The organism is Streptomyces sp. NPDC001380, assembly GCF_042895785.1.
Classification (GTDB): Bacteria; Actinomycetota; Actinomycetes; order Streptomycetales; family Streptomycetaceae; genus Peterkaempfera.
On sequence record NZ_JBIAWP010000019.1, the window covers coordinates 55000 to 72908 of the forward strand.

Sequence of the window (17909 nt, forward strand, 5' to 3'; positions counted from 1 at the left end):
GCATGGCGCTCAACCGCAAGGGTGCGCGGCGCATCGTGGTGGACGGCACCGCCTACCTGTGGCGGGTGCGGCGGAGGCCGACCTACTCCCAGGCCATGTGCTGGTGGCCCTGCACGTACGCGGTCCAGCATGCCGCGCGCCCCGGCGCCGTGCTCGTGGTCACGACGGACCGGGTCCGTACCGACAACTGGTTCGGCCGGCAGAGCACACCCGTCCTGCCGGGCGAGGTCGCCGACACCGTCAGGACCGCACTCGGGCGAGGATGGACACCGGCGCTGCCGGGGCCCCAGTTCCTGCTCGACCTGACCACCGGTTCGGCGGCAGCGGACGGCGGCGCACCCCGGTCCTGACGGCACACGCACTCCCCTGCCTCGAGCCGCGCCCGCCGGGCGGGTGACCGCGCCGCGCGGCGGCCCGCCCGGCGCCGCAGCCCGCGGCGACCATGGGTGGCTGAACAGCGACGGGAGGAGTGCGCATGACCGAGGAGCACGGCACCGACCGGGAGGCCGGAGGCCGGCGGCGGTCCTCACGCCGGGTAGAGGCGCGGGAGCGGGCGCGGCTGCAGGCGGCGCAGTACGTCGTGCGGGAGGAGGCGCGGCAGCGGATCGCGGCGGAGTACCTCCTGCTGCAGGAGGACCTGGTGCGGGGCCGGCGTGCGGCGGACGAGCGCCTGGCCCGGCTGCGCGAGGAGCTGGAGGCGCCGCTGACGGCACTGCGCGAGCAGGCGGACTCCCTGGTGCTCGACATGCTGGAGACCGGCGTGGGTCAGGTCGAGGCCGCCGGACGACTGGGCATGCCGCTGCCGGAGGTGCGGCGGATCAGACGGGAGCACGAGCAGCGGGCCCAGCAGCGGCGCGCGGCACCGACGGGGGCCGAACCCAGCGGAACGGCGCCGGCCGCTCTGCCCGGGCAGAGCGGACCGGGGCACAGCGCTGCGGCGGAGGACCGGTTGCAGGAGGAGCCGGCGCACTGAGCGCCCCACCTACCTGGTGCGACCGTGTCGCCGGTGACGGCTGAGGTAGCCCAGGGGGGCAACAGGGGCGCCGGCCCGTATCGGGCCGGCCAGGGCCGATTCCCGGTAAGCGGTGCCGTCGTGGCAGGCTTCGGGCAGAGGCCCCAGGCCCCGCCGGCCTCTCCGACTGTCATCGGTCCGGTCCGACAGTGCGGTGACACGGCAACAGTTCCCAACTCGCGGCATCGGTTGGCGGAGGAGCCCCGAGCGCTACCGGCAGAAGTCGTGGCCACATCCCCCGCGGACCCCTGCGCAACCGTCAGGAACCACGCTCATGGGGTCGGCTTCGCAGGGTGTGCGTGAACCCGGGAGTGGCCTCCGGGAAAGAAGGAGCGAGTGCCGAGGAGCGCTCACCGTCTCTCCTGGAGAACAGAGTCCTGTGATCGCCTCTACTGCTCACCCTCCGCCTGCGGTGGCCGACTGCGACGATGCGGCGCTGATCGCGATGTCGTTGTCGGAGCCCGAGTGGTTCGCCCGGCTCTATGACCGGCATGCCGCAGACCTGCATCACTACGTGCTGCGCCGGCTCGGCCCGAGTCTGGCCGACGACGTGGTCAGCGAGACATTCTTGATCGCTTTCCGCCTCCGGGCCAGGTACGACACTGCACGGCCGCAGGCCCGTCCGTGGCTGTACGGCATCGCTGTGAATGTCATGGCGAAGCACCGCAGGTCCGAGCTGCGCGCCTACCGGGCGCTGGCCAGGACCGGTGTGGACCCGGTGGCGCAGTCCTGGTCGGATGCCGCCGACACCCGGGTCGTCGCGGCGGCTGCGCGTTCCCGGCTGGCTGCCGCGCTGCGGGCGCTGAGCGACCGCGACCGGCACGTGCTTCTGCTGATCGCCTGGGCCGACTTCTCGTACGAGGAAGTGGCGACCGCCCTCGATGTTCCGCTGGGCACCGTCCGTTCCCGCCTGCACCGGGCCCGCAGGAGGATGCGCGCGGCTCTCGGCGGTGTCGACCCCACGTTCATGACAGAGGATCCCGAGGAGACCAGCCGTGGCTGAGCCGACCGATGTGGCCACTGACCTGTCCGTCGTACGGATGCTGCGGGCCGATGCCCCGTCCGCGGACCCGGCGCGTCTCGTCGCCGGCCGTCGGGCGCTGATGGACGCGATGGCAGCCGAGACCGCGACCGGGAAGGTTTCGGCCGCCGATACCACCGCCCGCCCACCGTTCCGGCACCGTCGATGTTCGCAAGGGTCTCCTGCCACGCCTCGGCTGGTCCGTCGCACGCTCCTCGCTGCGGTGACCGCCGCGGCCGTGACGGCCGGAGTCTTCGCCCTGCGACCCGGCCTCCCGGCCGTCACCCGTCCCGGCAGCACGGCACGGCCGCAGACCGTGGCCACGGTGCTGGCGGCGGCGGCACTCACCGCCGAGCAGCACGCTGCGCAGGTACCGGGCCCGGACCAGTGGGTCTATGTGGCCGGCGTCGCCTGCGAGGCGACCTGCAGCGACCGGGTCACGTGGTATCGCGGCGACGGACGCCAGTGGGCGTTCTCCGGACCGGACCACCGGGTCGTCGTGCGCGACGAGGACGGGCCCAAGAAGACACCCAGCCGGTACACCGACGATCTGCCACGAACCTACCGTGAGCTGTCCCGGTTGCCCTCGGAGCCGCATGCCCTGCTGGAGGCGCTGGCTCGCGACCCCTTCTTCCAGGACACGTCGGCGTCCATGGTCAGGATCGGCAAGAACGGCCTCATCCTCGGCCGCGGGCCGGTCCCGCCGCCCGCCCTCCAGGTCGCCGCCATCCTGGGCATTCTCGAACACGTGCCCGCTGTTCCGCCCCGCGTCGGCGCGGCCCTCTTCCGGGCGCTGGCGCAGACCCCCAACGCCCGCCTGCTCGGCCGCCCGATAAAGGACGCGATGGGCCGCCCAGGAGTAGCCGTCGAGTTCACCACACCAGGTGAACCCGCAGCCCGGCAATACTTGATCATGGACCCGCGGACACATGCATACCTGGGCAGCCGTCAGGACTGGCCAGGATCCCCCGCCTCGTCAGCGTACGCACGCACCGCGACCGGCATCGTCTCCCACCCCGGCCGGCAAGCCACGCCGACGGCGCATCCCCACTGAAGTATCGGGGATATCGGCGGGCACCCCGCATGCTGCTCGCCGCAGTACGAGCAGGTGAATCCGAAGTCACTGATCATCTGCCCAGTCCTCCACTTCCAGCACCCTCCAAGAGTGATCAAGGGGGTCAATAGTGCGGGACCGCTACGGGGTTAGTTTTGCGGGAGCGTCGACAGCCTCTTGGCTCGACCCGCGGCACAGGCCGGGCGGCCGCTGGGACAGCGGGGGCGGTGGAATCGGGCGTGGATCCGAACTGGACAGAGCTCTCCGAAGCGAAGCGGGACGGGGCGCTCTACAGGGCGGAAGCCGAGGGGCGGGAGAGTTCGGGCGCGCCCCGCTCCAACCCGGAGAACAGCTGCGGGTGGGTGACGGCGATCTGCGCCATGCGGGCGAAGTGCCAAGGCTGGAGCTGTCCGGCGTGCGCCATCCGGATCAGCTCTGCGTGCTCGGCAGGTACGGGGTGCGCGGCCGCGTGCGGCTCTGAAACGTGCAGCATCGGGATTTCTTCCGGTGTCGATGGTCGGCGGCGGTAAGCCGACCGGGGTGTACGGGCGGACACAGCGCTCCGGGCCAGAGCTTGGGACTCTTCGGGTCAGTGCGGGGCTGCTGCGTCAGCAGCCCCGCAGCCACGCCCAACCGGGGCGGGAGGAACGGGCAGTCGTCAAGGCGCTGCCCGGCCGGCTCCCGGTAGGCCCTGGGCCATGGCGCTCAGCACACCGCCTCGCCCCCGCCCGAGCCGGCCAGGATCGCCCACACCGTCTTGCCCGGCCCCTGGCCGCGCACCCCGCACGCCTCGGCCAAGGCGTGGACGAGGGGCAGGCCGCGCCCGCCCTCCTGCTGCGGACCGGCGGCAGGTGCCGGTCCGGCGGGCAGCACCGGCCGGCGCGGGCACGGGTCGGTGACCTCCACCAGGACGTCGCCGCCGCAGGCCGTGACCGCCAGCTCCACCGCGCCCTGCCGGTGGTCTGCGTGCCGGACCGCGTTGGTCAGCAGCTCGGAGACGACCAGGACGGCGTCCTCCGCGGTGTCCCCGGTGACCCCCCGCGCCGCCAGCTCCCGGCGGACCAGGGCGCGGGCCTGCCCGACGGCCCCGGGGGACGGACTGAAGGCCGTCTGCCAAGTAGCGCCGGACCGCTGCGGACCGCCTGTACGCGACGCGTTCTCCCCGGTCTGGACGTGCTCTGTCGTCGTGCGCACTGCTCCCCCTGCGTAGGGCTCCGGGCACCGTCGAGGCGTGCGAGGCCGGACGAACACGGGCATATGCCCGGATCGTCGGCAGCGGCCCTGCGCACCAGGACAGGGACTACTCTCAGCCACATACCGTGTGCTCATCGTGGAACAACGGTAGGAGCGACGGCGCACCGCCTGGACTGACCGGGGGTACGGATCCGTCGACGGGGAACTCCTGCAGAGGAGACGGACATGCCTGCTCAGCGGCCGGGCGGTGGACCAAGGGCACGGACCGCCGGTCAGGCCGCCCCGAGAGAGGGCGTCGTCGCAGGCCGGCTGCTCAAGATCACGCGCGAACGGACCGGCCGCACCCAGCAGCAGCTCGCCGAGGACCTGCGCATGGACACCACCAGCATCCAGGGCTGGGAGTCGGGCCGCCGTCCGCTGACCGCCACGCAGACCGGCCGCCTGCGCGACGTGCGCCGCACCCTGCTGCGCCTGGGTGCCGACCCCGCCCTGCTCGTCCTCCTCGAGGAGGCGCTGGACGCCGACGCCGTCCTCGCCCACGCCCTGGCCGGACCGCCCCCGGCGGACCCGCGCGACCACCCCCTGTCGGGCTGGGTCGTCACCCGCGACACCACCCACATGCTGGCCTGGGCCCTCACCGGCGTCCTCCCCACGTCCGTACCCGCGCCGCCGCCGGGCCGGCACGGCCGGACCGCGGCCGCGCCCCTCCTCGGCGCCGGGGAGCGCCGCGCCGTCTTCGACCACATGCGGGCCGCCGCCGTGCTCGGCCACCGCGCGGGTGAGGACGGGGCACTGCTGCGCCGTCAGGCCCTGTACCTGTGCTCCTACGACGACGCCCCCGACACCGCCGCATGGCTGGCCGGGATGCGCCGCCGCCTGCCCTCGCCGCGCCGCGACCGCTGGACCCCGTACTGGGCCGACCAGCGGTCCGTGGCGGCCTCCCTCACCCGGCACGGCGACACCGACGCCATCCACGCCTTCATCGCCGACGGCCTGGGCGGCCTCGGTGAGACCGCGAACCTGAACTACTGGGCGTACTGGCTGGGCGTGGACACCCTGCCCCAGGCCGACGACTCCTTCATGGCCACCCGTCCGACCGGTTCCTGGGACGGACTGGCACTGCTGCGGCGCCTGACCGGCCGCCTCGCCCCGCACCTGGGCTGCATCGACCTCAACGTGCACTCCGTGTGGGCCCTGGTCGGCTCCCGCCGCGGCCTGCTGTCGGCGGCCGACCCCGAGCTGACCGGCGACCTGGGGCGCCGCGTCACGAGGCTGCTGGACAGCGGTGCGGTGTCCCGGCAATCCCGTGCCGAGCTGGAGTCCCTCCACTACGGTCTGAGGCTGCACCGCATGTGATCTCCGGAGAGGACGCCGCCATGGACGAGCAGCAGCACACCCCCGAGGACACCGGCACCGTCGGCTACCTCCTGGAGATGGGCATGCTCAAGCGGGCCAAGCGGTCCGGCTGGTGGATCGCCGGCGTCAAGGACCCCGAGACCATCGCCGAGCACTCCTGGCGCACCGCCGTCATCGGCGCCGTCCTCGCCCTGATGGAGGGCGCCGACCCGGCCAGGGTCGCGCTGCTGTGCACCTTCCACGACACGCAGGAGACCCGCGTCGGCGACATCCCCTGGATCGGACGCCGCTACCTCACCGCCGCCTCCAACGAGGCCGTCACCGCCGACCAGGTCGCCGACGCGCATCCGGCGGTCGCCGACGGCATCAAGGCCGTCGTCGCCGAGTACGAGACCGGCAGCTCCCCCGAGGTGGTCGTCGCGCACGACGCCGACAAGCTCGACTGCATGCTCCAGGGCCTGGAGTACCTGCAGCAGGGCTACAGCGCCGCCCAGGAGTGGGTGGACTCCACCCGGGCCAAGCTCAAGACCCCCTCCGCGCAGCGGCTCGCCGCGGCCGCGCAGACCATGTCCGTCACCGAGTGGCAGCGCACCTACCTGCGCTGACGGCTCCCTCCGGGCCCGGGCCCGCACGCGCGCGGGCCCCGGCGCGGAGCCGTGCCGTCAGGGCGCCGGCTCCTCCTGGACGGGATGGCCCAGGGCCCGGGCCCGGGCGGCGACGGCGGCGAAGTCCGCCGTCGCGGAGAGCGCCGCCACCGTCCGGCGGTCAAGCGGGGCCCCCGCCAGGAGAGCCGCGACGGCGTCCCGATCGCAGCGCCTCCCGTAGTAGTCCTCGGCGAAGGCCACGTAGGCCTCCGGGCTGCCGTCGGCGAGGAGGTCGAAGAGCCGGTCGGCGCCGTCCGTCTCGCCGGGCGCGAACGCCACCGGCCCGCACTGCCACCGGGTGGCGCCCGCCTCGCGCCACGCGCATACCGTCGCGTCGAAGAAGCCGTCGAACTGGAACTCCGGCGCCTGCGGGTACGGCGCGAGCGCGGCGGGCAGGCCGTCGAGCAGCCCGGGCCAGTGGGCCCGGGGCTCCTCGCGCCACGGGGTGGCGTCGCTCTCATGGTCGAACCCGTAGAGGAACACCCCGGCCGGGTCGAAGACGACCGCGTACTGGTCGCCCGAGCCGTTGTCCATCGACGCCAGATCGACCCCCGGGCGCCAGTCGACGGCGAACCCGTGCATGGGCTCGTAGACGCTGAGGATCGTGTCGAGCAGCGCGACCGCCCGACAGCGGGCCCGCAGGACGGCGGGGTCGGGCAGCAGGCGGACCAGATCGTGAACGGACATGACGCCCATCGAACACCACCCCACCGACAACCCGCCGCGCTCCCGGCGGGGCCCACTGGGGACGGCGGCCACTGCGGTCTCGACTCGCTCCGGTCGGCGCTCCTCGAGATCTTCACTCATGCCCGTCGTTCCTCAGGGAAGGGTGTCGCGAGAGCATGCCCCTGCAGCGGGAGTGCAGTTCAGGACCTGAGGTGTTCGAGGGTGAACTCGGGCAGCGCGTAGGGGCCGGCCTGGGGCGCGGTGGGGTCGATCGGGAAGTCTGCTCCGGGGATGTTCCCGGCATGGAGTTCGGCGTCGTCAACGGGGGCGTAGGCCAGCACCGACGGATCGGGGAGTTCCCAGAAGCGGCGGGTGTTGGCGGAGACGGCGTACACGGCGGCAAAGCGGGTGGACGGCGGAGCGGTCAGTGCGGCCCGGACGTAGCCGACGGCATCGCGCGGGCTCAGCCATGTCGCCAGATGCCGGGCCTCGGTGGGCATGTGCTCGAAGCTGCCGATGCGCAGGCAGATCACGGACAGGCCGAACTTGTCGGCGTAAAGCTGCCCGAGGGCCTCGACGGCCACCTTGCTCACCCCGTACAGGCCGTCAGGCCGTACCGGATCCTGCGGACCGGTGAGCTCTCCCACGGGGTAGAAGCCGGTCACACGGTTGCTGCTGGCCAGCACCACCCGCTCGATTCCCGTCCGCCGCGCCGCCTCCAGGACGTGGTGAGTGCCGAGCACATTGGCTTCGAGCAGGTCCGGGAGACGGGCCTCGTCCGGAATCCCGCCCAGGTGGAGCACGCGGTCGGCCCCCGTGAGCGCCGCCTCCAGGGCGGCTGCATCCCGCAGGTCGACCGTGCGGACGTCCTCATTCTCGGCCTCCGGACGAAGTGGCACCCGGTCCAGCAGGATCAGGCGGCCGACATCCCTCCGCAGCGCCTTGCGCACCACGGAACCGATGGTCCCCGCCGCGCCGGTCATCGCCACTGTTCCCAGATCCACTGCGTCCCCTTCGGGTTTCGGCGACTCCGCGCATCATCGCGGCCTGTGCTCCACCCATCAAGACGGTGGGGAGATGACGTGAGCGGGTCTGGGTACCTCCTGAGCAGCAGGCGAGGACTCCTGACGAGCGCCGGCACCCCGGACCCGCCGCGTATCAGGGGTGCTGCGGGCCGACGCGCACCGTGACGGCAGGACCGGGCACGGGCAGGTGCCCGGGCCGGAAGACGACCCCCTGATGGACGGCGGGGACCTCACGGGGCGTACCGCCCGGTCCGTCCGGACCGGTCCGGCTCATGGTGCCGCTGACGTTGAACGCCATGACGGCGCCCACGACGGCGAGCAGGGTGCCGTCGCTGAACCCCTTGATCAGCCGGGTGTGGGCCCGGACACGGGTGCCGTCGGATCTGGTGTACCCGGAGACGTCGATGCGCCGCATGCTTCCCCCCTGGGACGTCACGTCACTGTGCCTGTCCGCGAGCGCCCATCAGACCACAGGCCACTGACACACCGCCCCGCCCACCGTCCAGGCAGCCGGCTCCGCCCTGAGGCGCGGATGTCCGAGGGTGCGGGGACGGGCATGGCGGCGGTGGACGAGGGGCCCTCCGGTCGCGCGGACACCCCGCCGGGCCGGGCCCCGGACCGCTCCACCCGGCGGCCGAGGCCCTCGGCAGCCACCCCTGCCCCCGGCCGCACCCGGCCGCGGCACCGCGCCGCAGTAGACGTCCTCAACCCTGAACCGCGGGGCCCTGGAGTGCCCCGTCGTGTCCGAATGCGCCCTGACGGACTGTCGGACCCCTCCTCCACACTGGACGGGCCGACGACTCCGGGGGGACACCTTGGCCACTGCCGCACGCCGACCTTCCACCCGCCGACGCCGACCCGCCGCACGGCGCACCGCCGTCCGCAGGCCTGTCCGCAGGCGTTCCCGCCGCCGCAGCACCGCGAGCGACACCCTCATCGCCGTCGGCGCCGTCCTCGTCCTCGTGCTCGCCGTCCTGCAGTGGGTGGGCAGGCATCCGGTGGTCCTCGTCCTCGCGGCCCTGGCCGCCGCCGGTGCCGCGGCCGTCGTCCTCGCCCGGCGGGCGGCCGCAGCGGCCCGGTGGCGGCAGCTGATGGCCGACCGAGCAGGCATCACCCACTACATGGCCATGACCCCGAAGCAGTTCGAGGAGGCCCTCGCCTGGCTCTGCCGGCGGGACGGCTGCCGGGACGTGAAGGTGGTGGGAGGCGCCGGGGACCTCGGCGCGGACGTCATCGCCACCACCCCGACGGGACGCCGCATCGTCATCCAGGCCAAGCGCTACGCGCCGGCGAACAAGGTCGGCTCGCCGGACCTGCAGAAGGTGGGCGGGACCGCCCGGCAGGTCCACGGCGCGGACCTCGTCGCCGCCGTCACCACGTCCGGCTTCACCCGGGCGGCCCGCGAGTATGCCGCCCACCCCGGCGTCGCGATACGCCTCGTCGACCACGACGCCCTCGCCCGCTGGGCCGCCCAGACCGGCCCCGCCCCTTGGCACTGACCCGTCGATCCGCACGACGTCCGACGAACGACTGTCGCTGACCGCGTCCCCCGCGGGCGCGGGGAGCAGCAGAGGTTCCGCATCCAGATCTCGCCATTGGCGGAACCATCCCCGGGGCGCGGGGAGCAGACGATCTCAGCCGCGGTCACTCAGTGGTGTTCGGAACCATCCCCGCGGACGCGGTGAGGGCAGCCCCAGCCGGCCCGGCCGGGGGTGGCCCTCACCATGTGGTTCAGGGCCAGTGGTGGTGGCCCCAGTACTCGTGGTCCACCAGGTGGCCGCGGTCGTCGCGCAGGGTGGCGGTGTCCCCGCCGTTGTCCCATACGTACGCGCGGCTGCCCTGGTAGACATCCCGGCGAGTGTCGAGGCCGGAGCGGGTGTGGACCGTGATCGCGCGGTGCGGGGCCAGGCGTAGGTGACCGAAGCCGTAGCGGTGGCCGTCGGCGAGGGAGACCTTGCCCGGCGGGTGGGTGCCGTGCCGGAGGTGCGGCGGACCAAAAAATCTTGGAGTTGGCAGTACCCGTTTCGACGGGCCGTGCGATGTAGAGGGCAACGGCAACCGACGAGGAACGGGGCGGAGAAGCAGATGCTGGACGCTGTGGAGCCAGGCGGGGTGATCCCCTGCTTGTTGGGGGTGCTGGTCTGGGGGTGGCGGGAGTGGGTGCGGGCAGCAGCCGCCCGGGAACTGCTGTTGGCGGTGACAGCGCTGGGTGACCAGGGGCAGTGCGTGCGGGTGCGGCACCGGGCGGCGGGTGGGGAGTGGTCGGTGGAGGTCGGCTCGGGGCAGGCGGGGCTCCGGGCGGCCGGCACCACCGCCGGTACGGTCAGGCTCAGTCGGCCCGGTGACTCCGCGAGTATGGGTCCTGTCGGGCGCGCTCGGCCCGGTCGCCGGGCGGATGGTGCGCGTCGGCGGGGCCGGGCGGCGAGGCAGGTCCGGTGAGTGGGGAGCAGAAGGGCTCCGGCCAGGGTTCCTCGGCGGCGATCGGCGCCAGCGGGGTCCAGTTGACGGAGGAGCGGTGCGAGGCCCTCTACACCCAGGAGGCGGAGAAGCTGCTGAACTTCTTCGTCCGGCGCGTGGGCCGTGAAGCGGCGGATGGGCTGTGCCAGGAGACCTGGATGCAGGCCTTCGCCTGGTGGAGGGACCATCCCGAGCATCCAGCACCGGCAGCTCTGCTCTACAAGATCGCCCGCTGCCGGGCGGTGGACCACCTGAAGCAGGACGGCCGCATGCTTCCCGTCGAGGGCGAGAACCTGGAGGAGTTGGCGGCCGCGCTCGCGGACCGGCGCGATGTGTACGCCGACGCCGACGCGCGCATCGACCTCCACCGCGCTCTGAAGAGCCTGACCAAGGCCCAGCGGCAGGCGCTGCAGCTCCATCACATCGACGGTCTCACCGTCGCCGAGTGCGCCGCGGTGATGGGCACCGGCCAGGACAACGTGAAGAAGAGCCTCAAAACAGCGAAGAGGAGGCTCACCGAGTCTCCGGAGCTGGACTCCTACCAGCTCACCGCCGCCACAGCCCCGCAGGAGGTGGGCACGTGAGTCACCAGCAGCACGATGGACCGCACCGTGAGCGGATCACCCTGAGCCCCGAGGATCTCTCCACGGGCTTCGCGGCCCTCATGGCGGACATGGCGCGGCAGAGCCCGCAGCAGACGGAACTGCTGCGGGCCAAGGCCGAGCAGGCCGACCTCGGGCACGAGGCTCACGCACTGGGCCGAGAGTACCGGCAGCGCGGAGAGTTCGCGCAGGCCGCCCGGTGGCTGCGCACGGCAGCCCGCTACCACGTCCCCGGAGCGCAGCAGGACCTAGATAGCCTCCCCGCCCGCGGAGTCCCCCAGGCAGGCAAGGCGCGCTTCGGCGCCGCGCAGGGCTGCGGGGCCAACCGATGGGATGTGTGCCCGCCAGTGGAGACCGGCGCGCTGCACCAGGCGCAGCATCTCGATGCGGCGGCTGCCCTGCCGGCCTGGGATACCGCCGCATCCTCCGCTGCGGTGAGGGGTGCGTTGGCCAGGGCCGCTGCTCGGCGAGACGCCGAGCGGACCATCACCGCGGCGCGCGAGGAGGCCGCGAACCTGGTGGCCGCGGCACGCCTCGACGCCGAGCGGACCATCACCGCGGCGCGCGAGGAGGCCGCGAACCTGGTGGCCGCGGCACGCCTCGACGCCGAGCGGACCATCACCGCGGCGGTCGATCGTGAGCAGCTGTCAGGCGGGATTCTCCCGCCCGCGGAGCGCAGCTGCGGCCAGGGACCGGCGCTGACGGCGACATGGTCGGTAGGCGGGTGGGCTGAGATTGGGGACTTGCCAGCGCTGACCGGCGACCGCGGCGCATCCCACGCCATGCACATGGTTGTCCAGTGGCCGCGCGACAGCCAGCGCCGCGCGGTCCAGCAGCAGTGGCGCGAGGTCATCCGGTTGGACCTGGGCTCGGAGTCCACCCGCTGGGTCCATCCGGAAGAGTACTACCTGGGCACGATGCACTCGCCTTGCGTCAGCGTGGTCCTGGACCACTTCCTCGGCACATGGAGCGATGAGCGGCGGGCTTCGCCACCCGTGTGGAACGGGGCGGAGATTGCGGCGGCCTACCCCGCGGACGATCAGTGCGAATCTTGGGGCGGCCGTCGAGCCCCGCACAGCTCCCCCGTCGGAGGCACCCGGACGACTCAGGCGGAGGGCGACTTGTGGGTTCTCCGCGAGCAGGACGTATACCGGAAGCTTCATACCTGGCTGACCGCCACATACGTTCGGCCCTGTCCCGATACCTCCCTCGCGTTCACGATCGCGTTCGGTCCCTACGAGCGGTTGCTCGCGCAGCACCGCCCGGAGGGCCCCGCCGACGCGCCTTCCCTGCCGGCCGACCACCGCTCCACCCCGGCGGCGAGCACCCGGGACGAACGACCGACCGCACAGGAGGACTCCCATCACCAATCACTGGCATGACCCCCCCTCTCCCGTCACCGTCACATCGTGAAGCGGGCGGCTGCAGCGCTGGCGGCGTCTCAGGCTTCGGGGGCCGTCACAGGGCCCGGCCGGGCCTGTGAGTGGTGCGGCGTCCGGGAAGTGAGCGCATGCGGTGGTCCATCTGCCGTGATTGCCGACAGCGCCCACGGTGCGGGCTACCCTGTTCGGGGCTGGACCTGCCGCGATGGCGGGTCCGGCCCCGGCAGGGGTTGGAGCGTGGCCTACTGCCAGGCGGCGTGCGCGGGGGACCAATGGCCCTTGACCGAGCCGTCGAGCAGCGGGTCGATGAACGCGGCGGCAGCCTGGGCAGCTTCGGGGAAAGTGCGGCAGCCGCACAGGCCCAGGACCAGGTCGGCCTGCTTCGGGTAGCCGGCGTGCCAGTCGGGTCCGGGAGGCTGGAAGGCACCCGGGAGCACCAGCGTGGTGCCGTTCCCCAGCTGGCGGCGGCGTTCGGCTTCCCGGTGCAGGGCCTGGTGGGCGTGGTCTCCGTCGATGGTCTCCTGTTGGCTGATGAGGAGGAGGTCGGCAAGGTCGCGGTAGCGGTTAGATCCGTTGGGACCGTGGCGCTCGTACATGGCGCAGATCTTGTCGGCGACGTGGTCGATGACGGGGTAGAGGCGGACCTGGGGCCAGTCGACGGGCCATTCCAGGTCGACGGCGGACTTCAGGGTGCGCGTCTCGGGGGTGCCGGCGAGGGTGCGGCCGACGACGAGGTCGACCTTGACGGTCGCCGCCTTCTTGGTACCGATGTAGACCTGGAAGTACTGCGCTCCCCCGCGGCCCTCCTCGCTGTGGCCAGCGAACTTGGTGGGGGCGAAGCGCAGGAAGTCTCCGCCGAGGTCCTCGGAGGCCGCCTCGATCAGCAGGGCCGCGGCCTCCTCGACGGTGCGCTCAGGGGAGGCGCACTGCAGGTCGATGTCGCCGCTCAGGCGGGCGGCGCCCTCGTAGCGCACCAGCAGGGCCTGGCCGCCCTTGATCAGCCAGCCGTCCGGATCGGCGGCGAAGACACGCGCGGCCAGCCGGTTGAAGTAGAAGATGTTCACGAGTTCGGAGATGCTCATGCCGTGCTGCTTGGCCATGCGCTGTGCGGCGGTCTTCAGGGCGCTCTGGAAGGCGGTCGGTGAGGCGTAGGTCTTGCCCACAGGTGTCTTTCTGGTTGCGGTTTGCGGAGCACCCGACCCTAGGCCTCGCGGTCCTGGCTGTCAGCCGGTTGCAGCATTCTCCCGTCCGGCTTGTGCAGACTGGCGCGCCATGCGGCTGCGGCGTCGTTCTGCGTGCTGCGGAGCGCGTGCAGCATAACCGGGTTGACCTGGGCGGTTTCGCGCAGCCGCCGGATCGTCTCCAGCGGGAGGAGCTGCGGCAGGGCGTCCTCCATAGCTTTGCGCATCCGGGCCGCGGCCGCCTGCAACGGTGCCTCGATTTCCGGCCGTGCGGCGGCCTCGTGCAGCAGCTGGGTCAGCGGGGGCGAGGTCAGCGCCGGGACGGCGTCGCTCAGAGCCTTGCGCCAGGAGGCGGTGAGCTCCTCGCTGCGCTGCCGCATCATCTCCTGCAGGGCAGGGGCGAGGAGGGGTGGGTTAGAGGGGGCGAGCAGTTGCAAGGCGGTGGCGAACCCCTGGTCGGCAGCGCGTTCGAGCTGCTGGTGGCGCAGACTCTCGCCGGCCTGGGCGACCAGGTGATCGATCAGGGTGAGGCCGTCGACGTCGTGGGCCAGGCCGTACTTGCGGGCGAACGGCTGCGCGGTGTCGGCAAGCGCATCAAGGGTAATCAGGTCGCGGCGTTCGGCTTCGGCGATCACACCGCCGATGTGTCCGCCGTCGGCCTTGGCGTGCAGCAGGTCGAGGATGGTGCGGTGGGCCGTGGTGACGGGCAGGCCGTCGACCAGGGTGATGTCGGCGGGGTCGACTGCGGCGGTGCGCAGGCGCACGAAGGGGTCGTTGGTCACCCGTCGGCGCGGCACACTGATCTCCACTTTCGGGGCGGGGATGTCCCCGAGCTCATGGAGCTGGCAGGCCGAGGCATGGGAGACCACCCCGGAGTCGGGATCGCCGGGAGAGCGCTGCCAGGCAGGGGCAGCGGGCTGGAGCCGCAGCCAGGCGGCCTTGATCTCCAGGTGCCGGGGTTGGCCCGCGGCGATCAGCAGGTACACGCCGTGGCTGATGCTCTCCAGCAGTCCGGCCTCGGTCAGCCGCCGCAGCTGTACGCCATTCAGGCCGGCCTCTTTGGCTTGGGCGGCGGTTACCAGCCCCCATTGGTCAGCGGCGATGCCTCCCAGGAGCGACAACTGCTCAGCACGGTTCATGCATCCATAGTTACACGGCAACGGCAGAGATAGTTACACCTGATAGTAACTATCTCTGCGCATCAGCGTCGATTGATGAAACTATCTCTGCGTCGAAAGGTGGTCTGTTTCAAGCTGACCTGTCGCGCGGGACGGTACTGTCGCCGCTGGCCCTGCTACCGCCAGCGGCCTGCTCGTCGTCATCGGCGACCAGGGGCGTCCACCACACCTGGAATACAGCGGTACGGGTGCGGTGGGGGGCCCGGGGCGCGGGCCTGCGGGCAACGTCCGTGCCTGGTCGACCAGGGCAACACAGGCCTGCACAGGAGCGGGGCGCTCTGCGCGGTGAGCAAGTGCGCACCGCGGTCGACGAGCTGCAAGCCGCACGATCGGGTGCGTGCTCCCTGGGCGGTCGGCGGGCTGCGGGAGCCGTGCGGCAACTGCACGGACCCTCGCTGCTCCTCTCCCCCGTCGAGGCATGCGCCCACGCCGCCGCGTTGGATAGGGGCGGGGATGCGCCCGCTGCCCTGGCCGTGCGGGCGCTCGTAGTGCCATTGGATTCCGTCTACGCGGTGGAGGCTGTCCGTCCCGGCCGGCCTAGTACTCCAGCAGGACTTCGACGTTTTGCCTGTTCAGAGGCCTGCGCGCGTGAGTGTAGTGGGCGAACGTCATGCACCTGTGGGATGAGAACGGCTCGGCGAAGGGACCATCCCCGCGGGCGCGGGGAGCAGTGGGCGTACAGCGACTCCAGGCCGCCGCCGTGGGGACCATCCCCGCGGGCGCGGGGAGCAGGACGCGGACCTCGTCGCGGACGCCATCAAGGAGGGACCATCCCCGCGGGCGCGGGGAGCAGGTCGCCGAGGCCGCATCGGAGGGCGCTGACTTGGGACCATCCCCGCGGGCGCGGGGAGCAGGAGTAGTGCCAGTCCCTCCCCCAGTAGACCGGGGGACCATCCCCGCGGGCGCGGGGAGCAGACCGCCACCCCGGCCGGGTGGACCAGCGGCCTGGGACCATCCCCGCGGGCGCGGGGAGCAGTCGGCTACGGCGGCCTCGCCTTGGCCTTGACTGGGACCATCCCCGCGGGCGCAGGGAGCAGAGGGAGGAGACCGGGGGGATGTTTCCCTCCGTGGGACCATCCCCGCGGGCGCGGGGAGCAGGCCGCCGGCCCCGCCGACATGCTGCACGCCGGGGGACCATCCCCGCGGGCGCGGGGAGCAGACGGGCGTGGATTCGGGGACGAAAAGCGGGGGGTGCCTCTATGTCTTTCGTCAAGCGAGGCGTGGGGTTCTGGGTTCGTAGAAGGTGCCGTCGCGGAGCATCGCGAACAGCACGCTGATGCGGTGGCGGGCCAGGCGGAGGAGGGCCTGGGTGTGGGTCTTGCCGCGGGCCCGGCATCGGTCGTAGTAGGTGCGGGAGGCGGGGTCGTGCAGGGCGGCGAACGCGGACAGGAACATGGCCCGTTTGAGCTGCCGGTTGCCGCCTCGGGGTGCGTGTTCGCCGTGGATCGAGGTCCCCGACGACTTGGTCGTCGGGGCGAGGCCGGCGTAGGAGGCCAGGTGGGCGGCGGTGGGGAAGCTGGTGCCGTCGCCGACGGTGACCAGCAGGGTGGCGGCGGTCCTGACCGCGACCCCCGGAATCGAGGTCAGGACCGCGGAAAGAGGGTGGGCCTCGAGCAGCTGTCCGATCTGTGCTTCCAGGGCCTGGCGCTGTTCGTGGACGGCGGCGAGCGAACGGGCCAGGGACGGGATCACGACGTCGAGGGTGCCGGTGCCCGGGACCACGACGGTCTGCTCGTCGAGGGCGTCGAAGACCTCGTCGATCAGCCGGGCGGCCATGCGCGGGGCCTTGGGCCTGATCGCTTCGAGGGGTCTGCGGCGACCGGCCTTTCGCAGTGCAGCGGGGGAGCCGTAGCGCTCCAGCAGCCAGGTCACGGCCTGGTGGTCCAGGCGCGGCCCGAGGACGCGCTCCAGGCTGGGGTGGAACTGGGTGAGCAGGCCGCGGATCCGGTTGGAGGTGCGGGTGGCCTCGGCCGCCAGGTCCTGGTCGAAGCCGACCAGCACGGTCAGCTCGGCGGTGATCTCGTCGGTCACCTCCAGCGAGCGCAGGGTGTGCGGCATCGTGCGAGCCGCGTCTGCGATCACCGCGGCGTCCTTCGCGTCGGTCTTCGCCTCGCCCGGGTAGAGGTCGGCGATCCGCCGCATGGACAGGCCGGGCAGGTAGGCGACCTTGCAGCCGGCGTCCCGGGCGACCGTCAGGGGGAGGGCGCCGATCGAGGCGGGCTGGTCCACGATCACCAGCACGGTGCCGAACTTCGCGGCCAGCTTGTCGAAGACGGCCCGCAGCTTCGGCTCGCTGTTGGGCAGCTGCTTGTCGAAGACCTTCTTGCCGGCCGGGGTGAGCCCGTGCCCGTGATGGGCGCTCTTGCCGACGTCCAGGCCGAGGAAGACGCCCACGTCGTCGATGTCGTACAACCCATCCTCCCGAACCGGGTTCGTGTGGTGCTGGCCAGGGCGTCGGCGTCGTATGCGCGCATCCACGTTATGCAGACCTGCCGCCCGGGTGCGGCCGGGCATTGCGCCCGGCCGGGCGGTGGTCAGACCTCTCATCAGCGTCTCCAACGACGCCTCTCGGGCCCGGTGACACCACCCCCCAGGTCATCCGATCGACAGGGGGGAACAGTCATGCCGGGCCCGGAGGCCAGCGGTCCCCTTGCGGGACCGCGAAGAAGATAACGGGGGACCATCCCCGCGGGCGCGGGGAGCAGGAGGGAGAGTCTGCCGTAACGCTGGATTGGCTGGGACCATCCCCGCGGGCGCGGGGAGCAGGCCGGACAGCGGCTCATTGGTAGCGGGTCGTATGGACCATCCCCGCGGGCGCGGGGAGCAGACGCTGTTGGTCCGCTGGCCGGTTGGATTGGCGGGACCATCCCCGCGGGCGCGGGGAGCAGCAGGCTGGATCTGCTGTGACCTGGCGGGGCCTGGGACCATCCCCGCGGGCGCGGGGAGCAGAGCGCCCGGCCGCCGTCGTTGTGCGGCGGGTTGGGACCATCCCCGCGGGCGCGGGGAGCAGGCCGGTACCGTTCACGACGGTCTCTTTCTCTCGGGACCATCCCCGCGGGCGCGGGGAGCAGCAGGCTGGATCTGCTGTGACCTGGCGGGGCCTGGGACCATCCCCGCGGGCGCGGGGAGCAGAGCGC

Annotated in this window: 18 protein-coding genes and 2 CRISPR repeat arrays; of the genes, 9 read left to right on the forward strand and 9 right to left on the reverse strand. The window is 72.4% G+C overall.

Annotated features, from left to right (window positions below; genetic code table 11):
• Nucleotides 1–2 precede the first annotated feature (2 nt).
• The 4 genes from ACFY07_RS21865 (at nucleotide 3) to ACFY07_RS21880 (ending at nucleotide 3087) form a co-directional block, all read left to right on the forward strand.
• The gene (locus ACFY07_RS21865) at nucleotides 3–350 is read left to right on the forward strand and encodes a hypothetical protein (protein WP_390870782.1); all 348 of its coding nucleotides are present in this window, start codon (nucleotides 3–5) and stop codon (nucleotides 348–350) included.
• 125 nt (nucleotides 351–475) lie between these two features.
• Nucleotides 476–973 carry a hypothetical protein gene (locus ACFY07_RS21870; RefSeq protein WP_390870784.1) on the forward strand — a complete coding sequence of 166 codons (498 nt, stop codon included), beginning with the start codon at nucleotides 476–478 and terminating at the stop codon, nucleotides 971–973.
• Between the two features lie 484 nt (nucleotides 974–1457).
• Nucleotides 1458–2015: an RNA polymerase sigma factor gene (locus ACFY07_RS21875; protein ID WP_390870895.1), complete on the forward strand. Its 558-nt coding sequence runs from the start codon at nucleotides 1458–1460 to the stop codon at nucleotides 2013–2015.
• Complete coding sequence (locus ACFY07_RS21880; RefSeq protein ID WP_390870786.1) at nucleotides 2008–3087, forward strand: CU044_5270 family protein; 1080 nt, start codon at nucleotides 2008–2010, stop codon at nucleotides 3085–3087. The genes ACFY07_RS21875 and ACFY07_RS21880 overlap by 8 nt, the downstream gene beginning before the upstream one ends.
• A 289-nt stretch (nucleotides 3088–3376) precedes the next feature.
• Here ACFY07_RS21880 and ACFY07_RS21885 read toward each other — a convergent pair whose 3' ends face one another.
• A complete protein-coding gene (locus ACFY07_RS21885; RefSeq protein WP_390870788.1) occupies nucleotides 3377–3580 on the reverse strand; it encodes a hypothetical protein in 204 nt (67 codons plus the stop codon).
• Nucleotides 3581–3792: 212 nt separating this feature from the next.
• Nucleotides 3793–4281, reverse strand: coding sequence for an ATP-binding protein (locus ACFY07_RS21890; RefSeq protein WP_390870790.1), 489 nt, complete (start codon nucleotides 4279–4281; stop codon nucleotides 3793–3795).
• A gap of 225 nt (nucleotides 4282–4506) precedes the next feature.
• Here ACFY07_RS21890 and ACFY07_RS21895 point away from each other — a divergent pair, with 225 nt between their 5' ends.
• Together ACFY07_RS21895 and ACFY07_RS21900 are read left to right on the forward strand one after the other, a co-directional pair.
• Nucleotides 4507–5637: a helix-turn-helix domain-containing protein gene (locus ACFY07_RS21895; protein ID WP_390870792.1), complete on the forward strand. Its 1131-nt coding sequence runs from the start codon at nucleotides 4507–4509 to the stop codon at nucleotides 5635–5637.
• Between the two features lie 20 nt (nucleotides 5638–5657).
• On the forward strand, nucleotides 5658–6242 hold the full coding sequence (locus ACFY07_RS21900; protein ID WP_390870795.1) for an HD family hydrolase: 585 nt from the start codon (nucleotides 5658–5660) through the stop codon (nucleotides 6240–6242).
• Between the two features lie 57 nt (nucleotides 6243–6299).
• Here ACFY07_RS21900 and ACFY07_RS21905 read toward each other — a convergent pair whose 3' ends face one another.
• The 3 genes from ACFY07_RS21905 to ACFY07_RS21915 all read right to left on the reverse strand — a co-directional run bounded on the left by ACFY07_RS21905 (nucleotide 6300) and on the right by ACFY07_RS21915 (nucleotide 8387).
• Complete coding sequence (locus tag ACFY07_RS21905) at nucleotides 6300–6968, reverse strand: hypothetical protein (RefSeq protein ID WP_390870797.1); 669 nt, start codon at nucleotides 6966–6968, stop codon at nucleotides 6300–6302.
• A gap of 179 nt (nucleotides 6969–7147) precedes the next feature.
• Nucleotides 7148–7951, reverse strand: a complete 804-nt coding sequence (locus tag ACFY07_RS21910; RefSeq protein WP_390870799.1) for an NAD-dependent epimerase/dehydratase family protein — start codon at nucleotides 7949–7951, stop codon at nucleotides 7148–7150.
• A 154-nt stretch (nucleotides 7952–8105) separates the two neighbouring features.
• Nucleotides 8106–8387: a hypothetical protein gene (locus ACFY07_RS21915; protein WP_390870801.1), complete on the reverse strand. Its 282-nt coding sequence runs from the start codon at nucleotides 8385–8387 to the stop codon at nucleotides 8106–8108.
• A 400-nt stretch (nucleotides 8388–8787) separates the two neighbouring features.
• On the opposite strand from ACFY07_RS21915, the gene ACFY07_RS21920 reads away from it, so the two are divergent.
• Nucleotides 8788–9471: a restriction endonuclease gene (locus ACFY07_RS21920; RefSeq protein WP_390870803.1), complete on the forward strand. Its 684-nt coding sequence runs from the start codon at nucleotides 8788–8790 to the stop codon at nucleotides 9469–9471.
• Nucleotides 9472–9703: 232 nt separating this feature from the next.
• On the opposite strand, the gene ACFY07_RS21925 is transcribed toward ACFY07_RS21920, so the two are convergent.
• Entirely contained in the window at nucleotides 9704–10024 is a 321-nt protein-coding gene (locus ACFY07_RS21925) for a lamin tail domain-containing protein (protein WP_390870805.1), read from the reverse strand.
• Nucleotides 10025–10407: 383 nt separating this feature from the next.
• On the opposite strand from ACFY07_RS21925, the gene ACFY07_RS21930 reads away from it, so the two are divergent.
• A complete protein-coding gene (locus ACFY07_RS21930) occupies nucleotides 10408–11013 on the forward strand; it encodes an RNA polymerase sigma factor (RefSeq protein ID WP_390870807.1) in 606 nt (201 codons plus the stop codon).
• Nucleotides 11010–12413: a hypothetical protein gene (locus tag ACFY07_RS21935; RefSeq protein WP_390870809.1), complete on the forward strand. Its 1404-nt coding sequence runs from the start codon at nucleotides 11010–11012 to the stop codon at nucleotides 12411–12413. Before ACFY07_RS21930 ends, ACFY07_RS21935 begins: the two co-directional genes overlap by 4 nt.
• Nucleotides 12414–12655: 242 nt before the next feature.
• Here ACFY07_RS21935 and ACFY07_RS21940 read toward each other — a convergent pair whose 3' ends face one another.
• The 3 genes from ACFY07_RS21940 to ACFY07_RS21950 all read right to left on the reverse strand — a co-directional run bounded on the left by ACFY07_RS21940 (nucleotide 12656) and on the right by ACFY07_RS21950 (nucleotide 17184).
• Nucleotides 12656–13576 (reverse strand): nucleotidyl transferase AbiEii/AbiGii toxin family protein, encoded by a 921-nt coding sequence (locus ACFY07_RS21940; protein ID WP_390870810.1) that lies wholly within the window; start codon nucleotides 13574–13576, stop codon nucleotides 12656–12658.
• A 38-nt stretch (nucleotides 13577–13614) separates the two neighbouring features.
• Nucleotides 13615–14733, reverse strand: coding sequence for a type IV toxin-antitoxin system AbiEi family antitoxin domain-containing protein (locus ACFY07_RS21945; protein WP_390870812.1), 1119 nt, complete (start codon nucleotides 14731–14733; stop codon nucleotides 13615–13617).
• 681 nt (nucleotides 14734–15414) lie between these two features.
• Nucleotides 15415–15931: direct repeats of the CRISPR family, unit length 29 nt; unit sequence GGGACCATCCCCGCGGGCGCGGGGAGCAG.
• A gap of 50 nt (nucleotides 15932–15981) precedes the next feature.
• Entirely contained in the window at nucleotides 15982–17184 is a 1203-nt protein-coding gene (locus ACFY07_RS21950) for an IS110 family transposase (protein ID WP_390870814.1), read from the reverse strand.
• Between the two features lie 264 nt (nucleotides 17185–17448).
• Nucleotides 17449–17904: a CRISPR direct-repeat array (repeat unit 29 nt; unit sequence GGGACCATCCCCGCGGGCGCGGGGAGCAG).
• Nucleotides 17905–17909 lie beyond the last annotated feature (5 nt).